Origin of the sequence: Amycolatopsis sp. NPDC005232 (genome assembly GCF_040607795.1) — a bacterium.
GTDB lineage: Bacteria > Actinomycetota > Actinomycetes > Mycobacteriales > Pseudonocardiaceae > Amycolatopsis.
Window position 1 is genome coordinate 713,181 of sequence record NZ_JBEXHL010000002.1, and the last position, 15,170, is coordinate 728,350.

General features: G+C 70.0%; 17 protein-coding genes. 11 read left to right on the top strand and 6 right to left on the bottom strand.

Annotated elements, in window-relative coordinates:
• The first annotated feature begins 10 nt into the window (after window positions 1–10).
• The 5 genes from ABZU76_RS07165 (at window position 11) to ABZU76_RS07185 (ending at window position 4,586) form a co-directional block, all read left to right on the top strand.
• Window positions 11–511 carry a hypothetical protein gene (locus ABZU76_RS07165; protein ID WP_220245537.1) on the top strand — a complete coding sequence of 167 codons (501 nt, stop codon included), beginning with the start codon at window positions 11–13 and terminating at the stop codon, window positions 509–511.
• 69 nt (window positions 512–580) lie between these two features.
• A complete protein-coding gene (locus ABZU76_RS07170; protein ID WP_354865893.1) occupies window positions 581–2,368 on the top strand; it encodes a cation acetate symporter in 1,788 nt (595 codons plus the stop codon).
• A gap of 119 nt (window positions 2,369–2,487) precedes the next feature.
• Window positions 2,488–2,805, top strand: a complete 318-nt coding sequence (locus ABZU76_RS07175; RefSeq protein WP_354865895.1) for a DUF485 domain-containing protein — start codon at window positions 2,488–2,490, stop codon at window positions 2,803–2,805.
• A gap of 50 nt (window positions 2,806–2,855) precedes the next feature.
• The gene (locus ABZU76_RS07180; RefSeq protein WP_354865897.1) at window positions 2,856–3,206 is read left to right on the top strand and encodes a rhodanese-like domain-containing protein; all 351 of its coding nucleotides are present in this window, start codon (window positions 2,856–2,858) and stop codon (window positions 3,204–3,206) included.
• Between the two features lie 447 nt (window positions 3,207–3,653).
• Window positions 3,654–4,586: a DUF4328 domain-containing protein gene (locus ABZU76_RS07185; protein ID WP_354865899.1), complete on the top strand. Its 933-nt coding sequence runs from the start codon at window positions 3,654–3,656 to the stop codon at window positions 4,584–4,586.
• 76 nt (window positions 4,587–4,662) lie between these two features.
• Here ABZU76_RS07185 and ABZU76_RS07190 read toward each other — a convergent pair whose 3' ends face one another.
• Window positions 4,663–5,256: a TetR/AcrR family transcriptional regulator gene (locus ABZU76_RS07190; RefSeq protein ID WP_354865901.1), complete on the bottom strand. Its 594-nt coding sequence runs from the start codon at window positions 5,254–5,256 to the stop codon at window positions 4,663–4,665.
• Between the two features lie 99 nt (window positions 5,257–5,355).
• Here ABZU76_RS07190 and mca point away from each other — a divergent pair, with 99 nt between their 5' ends.
• The gene (gene mca, locus ABZU76_RS07195) at window positions 5,356–6,153 is read left to right on the top strand and encodes a mycothiol conjugate amidase Mca (RefSeq protein ID WP_354865903.1); all 798 of its coding nucleotides are present in this window, start codon (window positions 5,356–5,358) and stop codon (window positions 6,151–6,153) included.
• A gap of 43 nt (window positions 6,154–6,196) precedes the next feature.
• Here mca and ABZU76_RS07200 read toward each other — a convergent pair whose 3' ends face one another.
• Window positions 6,197–7,351 carry a cytochrome P450 gene (locus ABZU76_RS07200; protein WP_354865905.1) on the bottom strand — a complete coding sequence of 385 codons (1,155 nt, stop codon included), beginning with the start codon at window positions 7,349–7,351 and terminating at the stop codon, window positions 6,197–6,199.
• A 178-nt stretch (window positions 7,352–7,529) separates the two neighbouring features.
• On the opposite strand from ABZU76_RS07200, the gene ABZU76_RS07205 reads away from it, so the two are divergent.
• The 4 genes from ABZU76_RS07205 (at window position 7,530) to ABZU76_RS07220 (ending at window position 10,396) form a co-directional block, all read left to right on the top strand.
• Window positions 7,530–8,405, top strand: coding sequence for a DUF5926 family protein (locus ABZU76_RS07205; protein ID WP_354865906.1), 876 nt, complete (start codon window positions 7,530–7,532; stop codon window positions 8,403–8,405).
• 122 nt (window positions 8,406–8,527) lie between these two features.
• Entirely contained in the window at window positions 8,528–8,881 is a 354-nt protein-coding gene (locus ABZU76_RS07210; RefSeq protein ID WP_354866017.1) for a DUF952 domain-containing protein, read from the top strand.
• Between the two features lie 58 nt (window positions 8,882–8,939).
• Window positions 8,940–9,572 carry a SigE family RNA polymerase sigma factor gene (locus ABZU76_RS07215; protein ID WP_220245545.1) on the top strand — a complete coding sequence of 211 codons (633 nt, stop codon included), beginning with the start codon at window positions 8,940–8,942 and terminating at the stop codon, window positions 9,570–9,572.
• Complete coding sequence (locus ABZU76_RS07220; protein ID WP_354865908.1) at window positions 9,569–10,396, top strand: hypothetical protein; 828 nt, start codon at window positions 9,569–9,571, stop codon at window positions 10,394–10,396. Before ABZU76_RS07215 ends, ABZU76_RS07220 begins: the two co-directional genes overlap by 4 nt.
• A 413-nt stretch (window positions 10,397–10,809) precedes the next feature.
• Here ABZU76_RS07220 and ABZU76_RS07225 read toward each other — a convergent pair whose 3' ends face one another.
• The 3 genes from ABZU76_RS07225 to ABZU76_RS07235 all read right to left on the bottom strand — a co-directional run bounded on the left by ABZU76_RS07225 (window position 10,810) and on the right by ABZU76_RS07235 (window position 13,573).
• Window positions 10,810–11,361, bottom strand: coding sequence for a ferritin (locus tag ABZU76_RS07225; protein WP_354865910.1), 552 nt, complete (start codon window positions 11,359–11,361; stop codon window positions 10,810–10,812).
• A 151-nt stretch (window positions 11,362–11,512) separates the two neighbouring features.
• Complete coding sequence (locus ABZU76_RS07230; protein ID WP_354866019.1) at window positions 11,513–12,697, bottom strand: arginine deiminase; 1,185 nt, start codon at window positions 12,695–12,697, stop codon at window positions 11,513–11,515.
• Window positions 12,698–12,748: 51 nt separating this feature from the next.
• A complete protein-coding gene (locus tag ABZU76_RS07235) occupies window positions 12,749–13,573 on the bottom strand; it encodes a CPBP family intramembrane glutamic endopeptidase (RefSeq protein WP_354865912.1) in 825 nt (274 codons plus the stop codon).
• A gap of 22 nt (window positions 13,574–13,595) precedes the next feature.
• Here ABZU76_RS07235 and ABZU76_RS07240 point away from each other — a divergent pair, with 22 nt between their 5' ends.
• Window positions 13,596–14,063, top strand: coding sequence for a PPOX class F420-dependent oxidoreductase (locus ABZU76_RS07240; RefSeq protein ID WP_220245549.1), 468 nt, complete (start codon window positions 13,596–13,598; stop codon window positions 14,061–14,063).
• A gap of 245 nt (window positions 14,064–14,308) precedes the next feature.
• Here ABZU76_RS07240 and ABZU76_RS07245 read toward each other — a convergent pair whose 3' ends face one another.
• Window positions 14,309–15,109 (bottom strand): DUF2470 domain-containing protein, encoded by an 801-nt coding sequence (locus ABZU76_RS07245; RefSeq protein WP_354865914.1) that lies wholly within the window; start codon window positions 15,107–15,109, stop codon window positions 14,309–14,311.
• Window positions 15,110–15,170: the final 61 nt, after the last annotated feature.

The following is a 15,170-nucleotide window of genomic DNA, read 5'->3' on the forward strand; positions in this document are numbered from 1 at the left end:
GCCCGTGTCCGTGCCCGACGATCCGTACCACCGCCTGGCCAACGGCGTCCGCGAACCGGACCCGACGCTGGGTCGCGTGCCCGAGGACAGCGCGGTCGTGGAGCCGGTGCCGCCGGCGCCCGAGCCGCTGCGCCCGGCCGAGCCCGCGCACGAGAAGCCGAAGCGGCAGCGCGTGGTGCTGGCCGACCCGCGCCAGTCGGCGGGCCGGATGCGCGCGCGCGTCGAGCTGGAGGAGCAGACCAGCTGGGGAAAGCTGCTGGTCCGCGACCTGGTGAAGGTGCAGCTGCGCACTGCCGTGCTGCTGGCGTTGCTCGTGCTGCTGGTGCTCGGCGCGATGCCGGTGTTGTTCTACCTGCTGCCCGCCGTCGCGCGGTTCACGGTGATCGGCATCCCGATCCCGTGGCTCGTGCTCGGGCTGCTGCCGTTCCCGTTCCTGTTCGCGGTGGGCCTTTGGTACAACCGGCTCGCCGAGCGCCACGAGCGCGACTTCGTGGACATGATCGAAAACTGACCGCCTCGGACGGGAAAGCCCCGGTGGCGGGGCATCACCTGGCCGCGGGCTCGTGCGAGGATTCCAGCCGTGCAGCTGAACCCGTGGGCGTTGACCGGCATCGTGCTGGTCGCCCTCGCGACGTACTACCTCGGGTACCGCTCCTCGCGTTCGGCAACCAGCACACACGACTTCCTCGTCGCCAGGCGAACGGTCCGCTCGCGCCGCAACGCCGCGGCCATCTCGGGTGAGTACCTGTCGGCGGCGTCGTTCCTGGGCGTCGCGGGCATCGTGCTCAAGGAAGGCGCCGACGCCACCTGGTACCCGATCGGCTTCACCGCCGGCTACCTCGCGCTGATGCTGTTCGTCGCCGCGCCGCTGCGCCGCTCGGGCGCGTACACGCTGCCGGACTTCGTGGAAATGCGCCTCGGTTCGCTGGGGCTGCGCCGCTTCGCGACGGCTTTCGTGGTGTTCATCGGGATCCTTTACATGGTCCCGCAGCTGCAGGGCGCGGGGCTCACGCTCGCGTCGATCCTGCCCGTGCCCGCGTGGGTGGGCGCGGTCGTGGTCACGGTGCTGGTCAGCATCAACGTGATCGCCGGCGGCATGCGCGCGATCACGGTGGTCCAGGCCTTCCAGTACTGGCTCAAGCTGTTCGCGATCTCCGTGCCGACTTTCTTGCTGTGCATGGTGTTCTTCTCCGGCGGCGGCCCCGGCGGCGTGCGCGCGCTCGGCTCGCCCGCCCCGCCCGTGTTCCCGCAGGACACCACGGTTTCAGTGCAGACCGACGTGACGGTGAACGTCACCACCGAGACCTACTTCTACGCCGACGGCCGCATCGACGACGGCCCCGCGCGCGGCGTGGCGCGGTGGTCACCGCTGATCCCGCACACGGTCGAGAAGGGCACCACGCTCAAGTTCGCCGCGGGCACACCGGTGCCGGTGATCAGCGACGCGCCCGCGACCAACGACGCGTGGCTGCACCCGGCGTCCGGCAAGATCACCGACCTGCTGCAGACGTACTCGCTGATCTTCGCGCTGTTCCTCGGCACCATGGGCCTGCCCCACGTGCTGGTGCGCTTCTACACCAACCCCGACGGCAAGGCCGCACGCCGCACGACCGTCCACGTGCTGTTACTTCTCGGGTTGTTCTACCTGTTCCCGACGATGCTGGGCGCGCTGTCGCGAATGTACGTGCCGCAGCTGCTCGTCACCGGCAACACCGACGCGGCCGTGCTGATGTTGCCGACGGCGATGGTGCCGGGGATCGCGGGCCAGATCCTCGCGGCGATCGTGGCGGCGGGCGCGTTCGCGGCGTTCCTGTCGAGCTCGTCGGGGCTGCTGGTGAGTGTGGCCGGCGTGGTGTCCACGGACCTGCTTCCGGGGCGCGTCAAGGATTTCAAGGTGGGCACGGCCATCGTCGCGCTGTGTCCGCTCGGCCTGGCGTTCCTGCTGCGCACGGAGGACATCTCGCTGTCGATCGGGCTGACGTTCGCTTTGGCGGCCTCGACGTTCAGCCCCCTGCTGCTGCTCGGCATCTGGTGGCGCAAGCTCAGCTGGCCGGGCGCGCTGGCGGGCATGCTCGTCGGCGGCGGGCTGGTGCTGGCGGCGCTGGGCGTCGACATCGCGGCGGGCTACGCGAGTTTCGAAGCGCCGTGGTTCACGAGCCAGCCGGGTCTGATCTCGGTGCCGGCGGCGTTCCTCACGACGTACGTGGTCAGCCGCCTGACCCGCTACGGGCGCCCGGAGCTGGTCAACGACATCATGCTGCGGCTGCACGCCCCCGACCCGCTCGGCCTCATGAACGACCGGGCCGTCGCGCGGTTCGGCCAGGCGGAGGACAAGGCCCGCGCCGGGCGAGGCCGGCACCGTAAGTAGGTCACGCGGCGTCACGGCCTATTCACCCGATTCGACGAGGTCGCATCAGCCTTTCCGGGGCGGAAGATCTTCGTGTTGGTCGTGTCGGTGTTTTCAGGTCGTTGTCGGGAAGGGGCGCCGTGGAACGCACCGAAGCGGACGTCGACTGGGAGCACGTACAGGCGACACCCGAGTTCCAGCAGCTGCGCCGGCGTCGGCGCCGGTTCGTGTTCCCGATGTCGGCGGCGTTCCTGGCCTGGTACCTGCTCTACGTGCTCCTCGCCGACTACGTGCACGCGTTCATGAGCGCGCGCCTGTGGGGCAACATCACCGTGGGTTTGGTGCTGGGCCTGGCGCAGTTCTTGACGACGTTCGTCGTCACGGCGTTGTATGTGCGCTTCGCGAACCGCAAGCTGGATCCCCTGGCCGCAGAGCTGCGCGCCGAGTACGGGGGCTAGCGTCTGGTTCCTCACACGCGTACAACGCCTGGACATGGGAGCATGGCACTGTGGTGAGCCCCGCTGAACTGCCGACCGCCGAGGTCCGTGACCTGCCGAAGGACGGCGTGCCCCTGCTGGACGTCCGCGAGGACGACGAGTGGGCCGCCGGCCACGCGCCCGGCGCCGTGCACATCCCCCTCGGCCAGCTGCCCGCGCGGGTCGACGAGCTCGCCGAGCTCCCCGACGACCAGCCCGTCTACGTCATCTGCCGCAGCGGCGGCCGCTCCGCCCGCGCCACCGCCTGGCTCAACGCCAGCGGCTGGGACGCGGTCAACGTCGCCGGCGGCATGGGCGCGTGGGCCCGCGAGGGCCGCCCCATGGTGAGCGAAAACGTGGGCGCCGAACCCGAGGTCATCTGACGGATGCACCCAGCCCAGCCCCCCGTCCCCCCGGGATCCGCGCACCCCGCGGGTCCTCAGGGCGGCGCGGGCTGGCCCCAGTACCCGCCTTGGCAGGGTGAGTCTTCTCCCGACGGCTGGGTGCCGGGATTTGGTGCGCCGCCGGCTAGTGGTCCTGATTCAGCCGCGGGCGGCTCGGACCCGCACGCCGCCTCGCACAACGGGGTGCCTCACTCCGCCCCAGGTGGCGCTGGTCCTGCTTCTTCGCCCTCGGCCGGCCCGGCCCATGCCGGCGGGTACTCGCAGGTGGGCTACCCGGCGAAGGCCGGTCCACACCCCGGCGCCTATCCAGCCGGGGCCGGTCAACAGCCGGGATTCGCCGCACCTGCGCAGCAAAGCGGTGCCCAAGCGCAGTACCCGCCGTTCGCTGCCGCCGCCCGACCGTTCACCGCCGCCTCGCAGGGCCAGGTGCAGCGAACCGCGCCGGAGTACCCCTCCACTCCGCGGCAACGTCCACGCCTGAAGTGGGTCGCCTCGCCCCCACCCGGTTCGGTGATCCGGCGGCGCGCCGTGGCGACCACGCCGTACACCGGCCCTCCGTCCTACCCGGTCCCGCCGCGCTGGGGCTTCCCGAACCTCGTCTGGCGCCGCCCGACGACCGTGCCCGGCACGGCGTCCGGCGCGGTGCGCGCGATCGACCGCATCCCGGTCCTGGCGCAGAGCCTCAACACCATCCTGTGGACGTTCGTGTTCCTCGCCCTCGCCGCGGCGGGGTCGGAGATCTGGCGCTACGTCCTGCTGGTGCAGAGCCGCGACTCCGCGCTGAGCACGTCGGTGGTCGGGTTCTCCGACGCGTTCGTGGTCACCGCAGGCCTGCTCACCACGATCCTTTCGCTGCTCCCGGCGGGCCTGGCCGTGTGGTGGCTGCTCGTCGCCCGCCACGCCGCCGCCGACGAGGCCGGCGTCGAGCCCGCGCGTCCGGTGTGGCAGGTGCTCGTCGGTGTGCTCGTGCCGGTGGCGAACCTGCCCATGGCGCTGTCCGTGGTGAGCGAGCTGGAACACGCCGTCCTCCGCCGCCCCCGCGACGAACGCCCCAAGCCCTCCCGCCTCGTCCTCATCTGGTGGGGCACCTGGGTGGCCAACTGGGTGCTCCTCGCGGTCACGATCATCTGGCGCCTGCGCCCGGGCGTCCAGGCGATGGCGGACAGCGTCGTCCTCGTCGCCCTCACCGACCTCACGGCCGCCGCCCTCGCGATCGCCACGGCTCTCGTCATCCGCCGCTTCTCCGACCTCCTGATGCCCATCGCCCCCGGCCGCCTGCGCACGCTGCGCGTGCTCAAGGTCGACGGCGCCCCGGAACCGGAGCTGCGCAACGCCCGCCCGGTCGGGGCTGCTCGCTGAGCCTCGCTGGGCCTCAGCCCCCGCGCGGGTTTGCTGCTGCGCTTGTTGTCCGACCGCCGACGCTGCCCGGTGAGCTTCAGCCGAGCGCCGGTTCGAGCTGCCCGAACGCCTTCGTCGCCGCCTCACGCACCTTGGCGACCAGATCCTCGTCGCCGGCGTAGGTGAGGTCCCAGACCTCGTCGAAGAGCAGCCTCAGCACCGAAGTCAGGTGCGCCGCCGCCGTGCGCGCGAGGATGTCGCTGCCGGGGGCCTCGCGTTCCAGCAGGGTGGCGACGAGCTGCTGCTCCCGGTCGAGGTGCATCTGCGTGAGCGCGGCCATGAGCGTCACGCTGGCCCGCACCATCCCGACGAACTCGATCCCCGCGAACCCCAGCAGAGCAGTCCGCTCTTCGAGTGCTGCGAAGTACCCGTCGCGCACCGCCGCGAACGGCGGGCTCGACGGAGCCTGCTGCACCAGCTTCGCCGGCCAGTCGACGAAGTCGTTGCGGATGTCGAAGACCAGGTCCTCCTTGCGCCCGAAGTGGTTGGTCACGGTCATCTTCGCGACGCGCGCCGCCTCCGCGACCTCGGCGATCGTCACCCCCTCGAACCCTCGCGCGATGAACAGCCGCGTCGCCGCGTGCGAGATGTTCTGCCTGGTCTCAAGCTTCTTCTGTTCCCTGAGGCTCACCCGGCCAGCATACTAGGTCCGACCTATATTTGTGCTTGACCCAGCGAATCGGCGAGACCTAATCTTAGGTCCGACCTAATCAACTTCGAAGGGACACCGATGACCCTGCGCCTGCTCGCCGTCCACGCCCATCCCGACGACGAATCCAGCAAGGGCGCCGCCACCCTCGCCCGCTACGCCGCGGAAAGCGTCGACGTCCTCGTGGCCACCTGCACCGGCGGCGAACGCGGCGATGTGCTCAACCCGGCGCTGAACACCCCGGCCATCCACAGGGACCTCCCCGCCATCCGCAGACGCGAGATGGCTGCCGCCGCGGAGATTCTCGGTGTGCGCCAAAGGTTCCTGGGCCACGTCGACTCCGGCCTCGACCAGCCGTTACCCGAAGGCTGCTTCGCGAAACTGTCCATTGAGGACGCCGCCAAGCCCCTTGCAGACCTGCTCCGCGAATTCCGTCCACAGGTCGTGATCACCTACGACGAGACCGGCGGTTATCCACACCCCGACCACATCCGGACCCACGAAGTCACCCGCGCCGCCTTCGCCGCGACCGAGGGCGGCGCCCCGCGCAAGCTCTACTACCAGGCCACTCTCAGCCGCGCGTGGTTCCAGGCCATGCACGACGCCACACTCGCCGCCGGCCTCGAGTCACAGATGGGCCCGGTGCTCGACGAGCTCCCGCCCGACCGCCTTCGCGCCACCACGAGGATCCGCTGCGAGCAGTACTTTGACACCCGCGACCGCGCCCTCAAAGCCCACGCCACCCAGGCCGACCCGGCCCACCCGTTCTTCCACCACTCCCGCGACGTCGAACGCGCCGCCTGGCCCTGGGAGGAGTACCACCTCGTCGGCGCCACCCCGGACACCCACGAAGACGACCTCTTCGCCGGCCTCCGCTGACCCGATCGACCAGCAAGAACCCAGCGTGGTCAGCAAGAACCGGTCAAACCGTCACCGGCAACGTCCTCAACCCCCGGATCACGAACTCCGGCCGCCTCTCCGGCTCGGCCGCCAGCCGCAACCCCGGCAGCCGTGCGGAAAGCGCCGACAACGCCGCCGCGATCTCCACCCGAGCCAACGGGGCCCCCACGCAGTAGTGGATCCCCATCCCGAAACCGAGATGCGCGTTCGGCGAGCGTCCGATGTCCAGCACATCCGGCGAGTCGAACACCCGAGGATCCCGCGCCGCCGCCCCCAGCAGCGCGCCGATCTTCGCGCCGCGCGCCACCGGGTACCCGGCGATCTCCACATCCTCCGTCGCCGTGCGCTCGAACAGCTGCAGCGGCGCGTCGAACCGGATCAGTTCTTCCACAGCCGAGTCGAGCAAACTTGGGTCCGACCCAAGTCGCTCCCATTCGGACCGATAGGTCAGCAGGGCCAGCACGCCGTTGCCGATCACGTTCACCGTCGCCTCGTGCCCTGCCATCAGCAGCAGCACGGCGGTGGCCACGACCTCGTCCGGCGTGAGCTCGCTGGCCACCAAGTCGGCCACGATCCCGCCCGGCGTCCCGCTCACCACCGAGCGCAGGTACGAGACGAAGTCGGCCGCGGCCTGCTCGGCGGCCTCGCGGCCGGCTTCGGGCAGGCCGAACTCGTACATCTTCACGATGGCGTTGCTCCACGCCACCAGACGCGGCCCGTCCTCCACCGGGATGCCGAGCAGCTCCGCGATCACGGCCACCGGCAACGGCTGCGCGAGGTGTTCCAGCAGGTCAGCGCTGCCGTCGGCCGCGATCTTGCCCGCCAGTGTGTCCACCATGGACGAAGCGAGGGCCGCGACCATCGGCTGCAGCCGTTGCACGTGGCCGCGCCCGAACTCGCCCGCGATCACGCGCCGCAGCCGCGTGTGGGCCGGCGGTTCGTTCTCCAGCAAGGAGTTGCGGTGCAGCAGGTTGAACGACGCGAACCGCTCGAGCGGCTGCGCGTCCGTCCAGATCCGGCCCAGCCCGCGGTGGCGCAGCACGGCGGCCGACGCGGCGTGCGAGACCGTGATCGCCAGGTCGAGCCCATCGTGGTGGTGCACCTCGCCCTCGGCGCGCAGCGCGGCGAACGCGGGGTACGGGTCGGCGAGGAAGGCGGGATCGGAAGCGTCGAACACGAGCCGACTCTACTGTGCCGATCGTTACCAATCCGACCACAGTCACGGCCGAATGGCTTCGTAGCAACGGATACGTGCCGCGCGGGGGCCGGCCTGCTTTTGGCCGGATTAGTAACCCGGACGCTTCGGGCGGCCTCCGCTTCGATAGCGTCTGGTCTCGAGCTTTGAGGAGGCTGAAGTGGGTAAAGGCGCGCGGAAGAAGGGTCCCAAGCCGGACCGCAAACCGAAGGTGCGCGACGTTTTCGTCGGGCAGCCCTTCGAAGGTCTGGCCGCGGAGCCGGAGCTGATCGCGTTGCGCGAGTTCGTGCCGTCGGCCACGGCGAAGCTCACGCTCGCCGAAGGCGGCGACGTCACCCTCGGCACCGTGCTGCCCATGGCGGCCGCGGCGTTCGTCCGCTCCGACGGGCAGCGCTACCTCGGGCTGCAGGTGCAGACGCGGTCGTCGGACATCAGCCGCGACCTCGGCCGGTCGCTGCGCTGGGTGCTCGACGCGAAGCCGGGCGACGTCCTGTCCGTGCCGGACACGACCACGCCGACCGACCCGGACGAGCAGAACCGCCTGCAGGACCTGCTCGCGCCGGCCGCCGAGCTGGAGCTCACGCTCCACAGCGACTTCGGCTGGTGGCTGCCCGAGGACGCGGACGCGAGCGGAGACGTCGCGGTGTCCCTCGAGCGCGCCAACGCCGCCATCATGCCCACCGAGCGCCTCGGCGCCGGTGCGTACTGGGTGCTCGCCGGCGAGAAGGCGCACCTGCGCTGGGTCCGTCCCGAGCCGGAGAACCTGCTGCTGCAAGCGCTTGCGCGCCTGTCCGCGGCCGGCACTTTGGGCCTCGGGGAGGGCACGCGGTACGCGGGTTCGTTCCGCGCCCACGGTTTGCTCGTCCCGGTGTGGGATCTCGACCCCGAGGCGCACGCGCGCGAATGGGCCGAAGCCAAGGACCAGCTCGGCGCCCGTCTCGAGGAGGCGCTGAAGTCGCTCGACGCCGAGCCGCTCAACGCCACCGAGCGCCGCGCTCGCGACGGCCTCATCGGCCGCCAGCTCACCATCCGCTAGTGGACAACGCTGTGGAAGTTCGACGCCGAACTTCCACAGCGTTGATCGCAGCGTTGAAGTCACACCCCGCTCACCGGGTAAACCCGTACCTCGACGTGCCCCGCGGTGGCACGATCTTCGGGGTGATCCTGCACATCTGTTCCCGCGACGAGTGGGCCGCCGTGCCCGAAGCCGGCGACTACGCCGCGCCTTCGCTCGCCGACATCGGGTTCATCCACTGCTCCGACCCCGGCACCGTCAGCCTGCCCGCGAACGCGCTCTACCGCGGCCGCACCGACCTCCTGCTGCTCGAGATCGACCCCACGCGGGTCGACGCGCGTGTGGTCTGGGAGGCCGGCGCCCCGCCGCACCCCGACGGAATCCTCTTCCCGCACATCTACGGGCCGATCGCGCGAAACGCTGTGGTCGCGGTACACGATTTCCCATCAGGCGCGGACGGTTCGTTGAAGCTGCCCGAGTCGCTCTCCGTGCGCTGAATCGCGTGGACGTTCACGGAAAGTAGTCGCGAGAGCTGGACAACCTGCGGGGGCTGCCATGCGTGTGGGGGATGACGAGGACGCGGTGCGCGGCGATCTCATCCGGGGAGGGGGCGATTTGGTGACGGCAGCGGCACCTGTCATCTCGGGGGGAGAACCGACGTGGATCCCGGACGCGCGCGCGGCGGCCGAGCCCAGGGTGTTCGCCGAGTTCGGTGACTTCGTCACAGCCAGCCTGCCCGGCTTGCTGCGCTACGGCCACGCGCTCACCGGCAACCCGCACGACGCTGCCGACCTGGTGCAGACCGTGCTCGAGAAGATCGGCTCGCGCTGGTCCTACGTCCAGCAGAAGACGGGCGACCCGCTCGCGTACGTGCGGCGCTCGATGGCCAACGCGCACGTCAGCCGGTGGAGACGCACGCGACGGGAGAACCTCGTCGCGGACCTGCCGGACACGAGCCCGTGCGCGCCGAACGACCCGTTCGAGCACGAGCCGCTGTGGCAGGCGCTGCGAAATCTGCCGCCGAGGCAACGAGCGGTGGTGGTGCTGCGTTATTACGAAGGACTGTCCGAGGCTGAGATCGCGGAAGCGCTCGGTGTCAGCCAGGGGACGGTGAAGAGCCAGGCCAGCAAGGCCATCGCTTCGTTGCGGACGAAGCTGAAGCACGGAGAAGGGAGCGAAGCGGGTTGAACGTCTCCGAGGATGAGCTCGAACAGCGGCTGCGCACGCTCTTTTCCGACGACCGGCTCGGCGTCGCGCCGCCGGCCGACGCGGCTCCGGCGATCATGGCCGGTGCGCGACGACGTCGGCAGCGGCGCAAGGTGCTGATGTCGGCGTCCGGGGCGGTGTGCGCGCTCGCGCTGGTGTCGGGTGGGCTCGTGGTGTTCAAGTTCCAGGCCACGACGGGCACGGCCGACCTCACGGCCTCGCGGCTGACGATGCCGAACGTGTCCGCTCCGCCGCCGGTCGCGCCGGTTACGGCGGCCTCACCGCCGGCGGCCGAAGATCCGCCTGTTGCCCCGCCGGTCGCGCCGTCGCACCTCTCGTCGGCTCCGCCGAAGCGGCATTCACCACCGCCGGCGACGCGGGGTGACGCGCCGGACAAGGTCACGAAGGGATCGTTGCTGACGGCGGACGGTCTCGGGGTCTTGAAGCTCGGGATGACCGAGGAACAGCTGGCCGACTCGGGCCTGGCGCTGACGCAGGTCAAGGAATCTGCCGGCTGCACCTACTACGACGTCGCCGGCGAGGGCGTCCCTGCCGCGACCGCCGTGGTTTCGCCGGACGCCGGCGTGGTGGTCGTGAAACCGGACGGCGCCGCCCACACGCCCGAGGGCGTCGGCGAGGGCTCGGCGAAAGAGGACGTGACCGCCGCGTACCCGGGAACATCCCAGGCCTCCGATGAGTTGGTAGCACCGACAGGCGACGAGGGCGCCTACCACTTCACCCTCGCCGACGACGGCTCCGTCTCGAGCCTCGACGTCCGCTCCGTCAACCAGACCTGCGCCGGCTGAGCCGGGCGCCGACCGAGGAACCCGGGCTATCCACAGGGGGAGAGCCCGGGTTCCTCTCTGTCCGGGCCCTTGTGGACAGCTGGCGACGGCTCGATGGGCCTGACCTAACGGGCTGTCGACCGGCCTCCGCCTCTGTGGGCAGCTGGGTAGGTCGGACCCAACGAACCCCGGGCCTGCCGCGCGCGGAGCTGCTGGTATTCGGGATAGGCCTGGCGTTGTGGACGGCTGGGTGGGTCGGACCTAGCGACCGAACCGGCAAGCCGACTGCCAGCGGTATGACCCCGGTGCCCCGCGCGTCTCACGTGCCGACAAAACGACGAAGCCCGGGTTGTCCACAAGGGGACAACCCGGGCTCCGCGATGGCTGGCCTGATGGTGACAGCGCCCGCTGACTGGCCGGTTCAACCGGCAGCCTTACAGAGCGCCGCCCGCGACGGGGGGCATGCCGGCGTCCGCGGAGGCCGTGCCGACGGCCTCGCGGTGGAGGAACTTCTCGATCTCGTACACGTTGTCACCCGCGCGGCGCGCCACAGTGACCAGCGTGGACATCTGGGAGATCTCCTCGACCTGCTCCTTGAGGAACCACTGCGTGAACTGCTCGCTGATGTAGTCCTCTTCGGCCCGCGCGGCCTTCGCCAGCGCGGCGACGTCGGCGGCGACCTCCTTCTCCTGCTCCAGCGCGAGCTCGAGGAGCTCAAGCGGGGCGGAGAATTCGTTGCGGACGTCCTTCACGCCCGGCACCTCCACGTGGTGGTCGCGGTCGAGCATGTACTGCACGAGCGCCATCGCGTGGTTCCGCTCTTCCACCGACTGCTTGTAGAAGTGCTTCGCGAGCTGAGGCAGGTCCTCGTTGTCGAACCAGACCGCCAGCGCGATGTACTGCTGGGACGCGTGGAACTCGTTGTGGATCTGCGCCTGCAGCAGTTCGTAGAACTTCGAGCGCGGTTCTTTCTTCGTGAGGGCCATGTCAATGACGGTACGACAACTCTCGATTAATTTCCACTTTTACCTGGTGATCTCCACCCTATTAGGGTTACCATTCCTAAAGAAATCTTCCCTTATTTTGGTTAGCCTCCCCTTAATTTATTCCACTCATTTAGGGAAGGCTAACTTCGCTTTATATCGTGTCCCGTACGATTGGGCACGACATGCAGCGCGGGCCGCCGCGACCTGAACCCAGTTCGGATCCGGCGATGGCGAGGACCTCGATCCCGGCGTCGGCCAGGCGTTCGTTGGTCTCGAAGTTGCGCTCGTACCCGACGACGACTCCGGGGGCCAGCGCGAGGGTGTTGTTGCCGTCGTCCCATTGCTCGCGTTCGGCGGTCACGGGGTCGAGGCCTGTGTCGATCACGCGCAGGCGGTCGATGCCCATCGCCTCGGCGGCGGCGCTCAAGAACGGCGCCGGCCCCGCGACTTTCACCCCGCCGTCGCCGGTGGGACGCACGGTGAACGCCGTGAGTGAATCGCGCGCGAGCGGGTACATCACTACGGCGTCGGCCGCGACCATGGTGCACACCGTGTCCAGGTGCATCGTCGCGCGGGTCTGCTCGATCGGCACGGCGAGCACGGTGTGCGCGAGGCCGTCGGCGAATACCGAGCGCGCGAGCGACTCCGCGCCCGCCGGCGTGGTGCGCTCGCCGACGCCGATGGCCAGCACGCCCGGGGCCAGCAGCATCACGTCGCCGCCCTCGATGGGCGCCGAGTGGGCGCCGTACGCGCGCGCCGCGTGGCGGAAGCGCGGGTGGTAGGCGTAGACGAGGTCGAGCACAGCCGTCTCGCGTCGCCGCGCGGGCATGGTCAGCGACGAGATCGCCACGCGGTCGCCGATCCACGCGGACGAGTCGCGCGTGAACAGCAGGTTCGGCAGCGGGTCGACCGCGAACTCGTGCGGGTCGCGCATCATCCGCACCAGCGACGAGCCCTCCGACGACGGCAGCTCTTCGAACGTCATGCCCGCCATCAGGACCTCGGCGAGCGTGTTCGCGTCGACGTCGCTCAGGTGCGAGCGCAGCGAATCGGCGAGGTCGGCGCCGAGGCGCAGTTCATCCACAGCCGCGTGGACGCCCGCGGTGTGCGCGCGGCTGTCCTCCAGCGCCGTGCGCAAGGTGTCCGCCAGCAGGAGCACTTCGACGCCGCGGCCGCGGAGTACTTCCGCGAACGCGTCGTGCTCTTGCTGCGCCCGGTCCACCCACGGGATGGAGTCGAAGAGGAGCTGGTCGTTGTTGCGGGGCGTCAGCCTTTTGAGCTCGTTTCCCGGCCGGTGCAGGAGAACTGCACGAAGGGGTCCGACTTCGCTGTCCACCCTGGGCGGTGCCTTCACGTCGTTCACGAGGTCGAGCCTAATGAGCGCGCGTCAGGGGAGCCAGGAAAGATGGCCTTTCAGGAGTGAATAACCGACGAAAGACACCACGTCGAAAAGGGTGTGCGCGGCGATCAGCGGCCACAGCCGGTTGGTGCGCTGCCAGACGCGGCCGAACACCAGGCCCATGACGAAGTTGCCGACGAACCCGCCGAACCCCTGGTAAAGGTGGTACGAGCCGCGCAGCGCCGCGGCGCCCACGAGCGAATTGTTCTCGCGCACGCCGAGTTGCCGCAGCCGCGTGAGCAGGTAACCGATCACGAGCACTTCTTCGGCGAACGCGTTGCCGAACGCCGAGAGCGTGAGCGCGATCGGGCGCCACCAGGTGTCGCCCAATGTGGACGGTTGCACCGCGAGGCTGAAGCCGAGGTGGTAGGAGAGGAAGTACAGGCCCAGCCCGGGAATCCCGATCACGGCGGCGAGGCCGAGGGTGATCAGTGCGTCGGACCCGGGGGAGCGGCGGTCGAGGCCGATGTCGCGGATCTTGATGCCGGCGCGCCACAGCAGGTACAGGCCGAGCACGCCCCAGCTGACGAGCTGCAGGGCGTTGAGTAGCTGCTGCAGCAGGTCCAGGAGGCTGGCGGCGGCCTGCGGGACGTTGAGCTGCACCTGTTGCTGCGCCAGCGGGACCGGGCGCAACAGGGAGTCCACAAGGGACAGCAGGCTGCGTGCGCCGGAGAGGCCGAGCGTGATGCCGAAGACGAGCACCAGCTCGAACTTGACGGCCCGGCGCTCCTTCTCGTCCACGATCGGGGCGGGCGAATCGGGCGGAAGGGGCAGCAGCCAGGACCTGATGCCCGATCGCTCTGTCGTGCTCATGAGCGCACGCTACCTTCGGGGTATGCCTCGGACTATCGCCACCAACACGAAGGTCGACCGCGACGCGCTGGTCGAGTTCCTGAAGCCCCGCCACCACGCGATCCTGGTCACCACCCGCGCCGACGGGCGGCCCCAGCTCTCCCCGAACACGTGCGGCGTCGACGCGGAGGGCCGGATCGTGATCGCGACCTACCCGAAGCGGGCGAAGGCCGCGAACCTGCGGCGTTCGGCTGCCGTTTCGGTCTGTGTCCTGTCGGACGAGTGGAACGGCCCCTGGGTCCAGGTCGACGGCACCGCCGAGGTCATCGACCTGCCCGACTCCGTCGAACCGCTCGTCGACTACTTCCGCAGCATCTCCGGCGAACACCCCGACTGGGACGAGTACCGCGAAGCCATGCGCAAGCAGGGCAAGAGCCTCATCCGCATCACCATCGACCGCTGGGGCCCCATCGCCACGGGCGGCTTCCCGCCGGAACTGGCGGACGACTGACGTTTCGCGCTCGCCGCGAACGGGCCGGCTCCACTTAAGGTGGGGCCGGCCTTTGTCGCGTGTGACCAGTTTCTGCTGGTTGGGTCGGACCCAACCAGCGGGATGAGTTGTCCCCAGGCACAACTCATCCCCATGGGGACAGGTGCCGGGCTGTCCCCATGGGGATGAATGCGAGTTGTCCACAGGTGGATCACTCGACATGTCCCCGTGGGGATGGCCGACGAACCATCCCTACGAGGTGGGACTCAGTCGGAGCGGTGCTGCTGGCGGAGAAAGGGGCAGCCGACCAGCCGGCGGAGCTCGGCGGCCAGCTTGGGCGGGCTGTCGATCGGCTCCGAGAACGCCAGGCGCACGTCGTGGTCGCCGGTGTCGGACTCGACGCGCAGGCGCAGGCCGTAGCGGTCGAGGCCGAGCGGGCGGATGCGCCCGTGCTGCAGGCCCGGCGGCAGGTGCTGCGCGAGCTGCTCCACGACGTCCGAGTGGTCGCTCTCGAGGTGGCGCAGCCACTCGGCCTCGTAGCTGTGGAAAGGGTCCGGCGGCGCCGCGCTGAACAGGTGCGGCCGCAGCGAGTGCGTGCCCTCCGCGTCGGCCAGGACGAGCGACGCGGGGGTGAGCCGCAGGAGCGTCAGGCCGTGGCCGACGTCCAGGAGCCGCTCGTCCGGCCGCTGCTCGGCGATCGACACGGCGCGGGCGCGCGCCGAAACCGCCGAGAGCGGCCGGAGCCACCCGGTTATCCACAGCAGGCCGCGGATGGGTTCCCGCAGCTCCACCGGGGCGTGGTCGGCGAGCTCGACCATGACGGCGAGCTCGCCGCGCTGAGTCTGCCGCGACGTGCGCACCATCGGGTGCTCGTCGGGCAGAAGGATGCTGACGCTGCCGCTGTGGTGCACGTGGTGCAGCACAGGCACCACGCGCTCGGCCTCGCAATCGGCGCGCTCGACGGTCGGCATGATCGTCGCCGGTCCGTTGCGCGTCGCGATCGTCTTGGCCCGCTCGGCGGGGTTCGGCGCGGGCGGGCGTCGGACGGATGTCGGGGCCTCGGTCACGGGTCACCTCCTACTTAGGTGAGCCTAACCTGAATTCTAGCAAGAAGGGAAGACCCGATCC

Coding starts and splice junctions, on each gene's coding strand:
- mca (WP_354865903.1), top strand. CDS start 5,356: ATGACCCTGCGCCTGCTCGCCGTCCACGCCCATCCCGACGACGAATCC.
- ABZU76_RS07215 (WP_220245545.1), top strand. CDS start 8,940: ATGCGTGTGGGGGATGACGAGGACGCGGTGCGCGGCGATCTCATCCGG.
- ABZU76_RS07225 (WP_354865910.1), bottom strand. CDS start 11,361: ATGGCCCTCACGAAGAAAGAACCGCGCTCGAAGTTCTACGAACTGCTG.
- ABZU76_RS07235 (WP_354865912.1), bottom strand. CDS start 13,573: ATGAGCACGACAGAGCGATCGGGCATCAGGTCCTGGCTGCTGCCCCTT.
- ABZU76_RS07240 (WP_220245549.1), top strand. CDS start 13,596: ATGCCTCGGACTATCGCCACCAACACGAAGGTCGACCGCGACGCGCTG.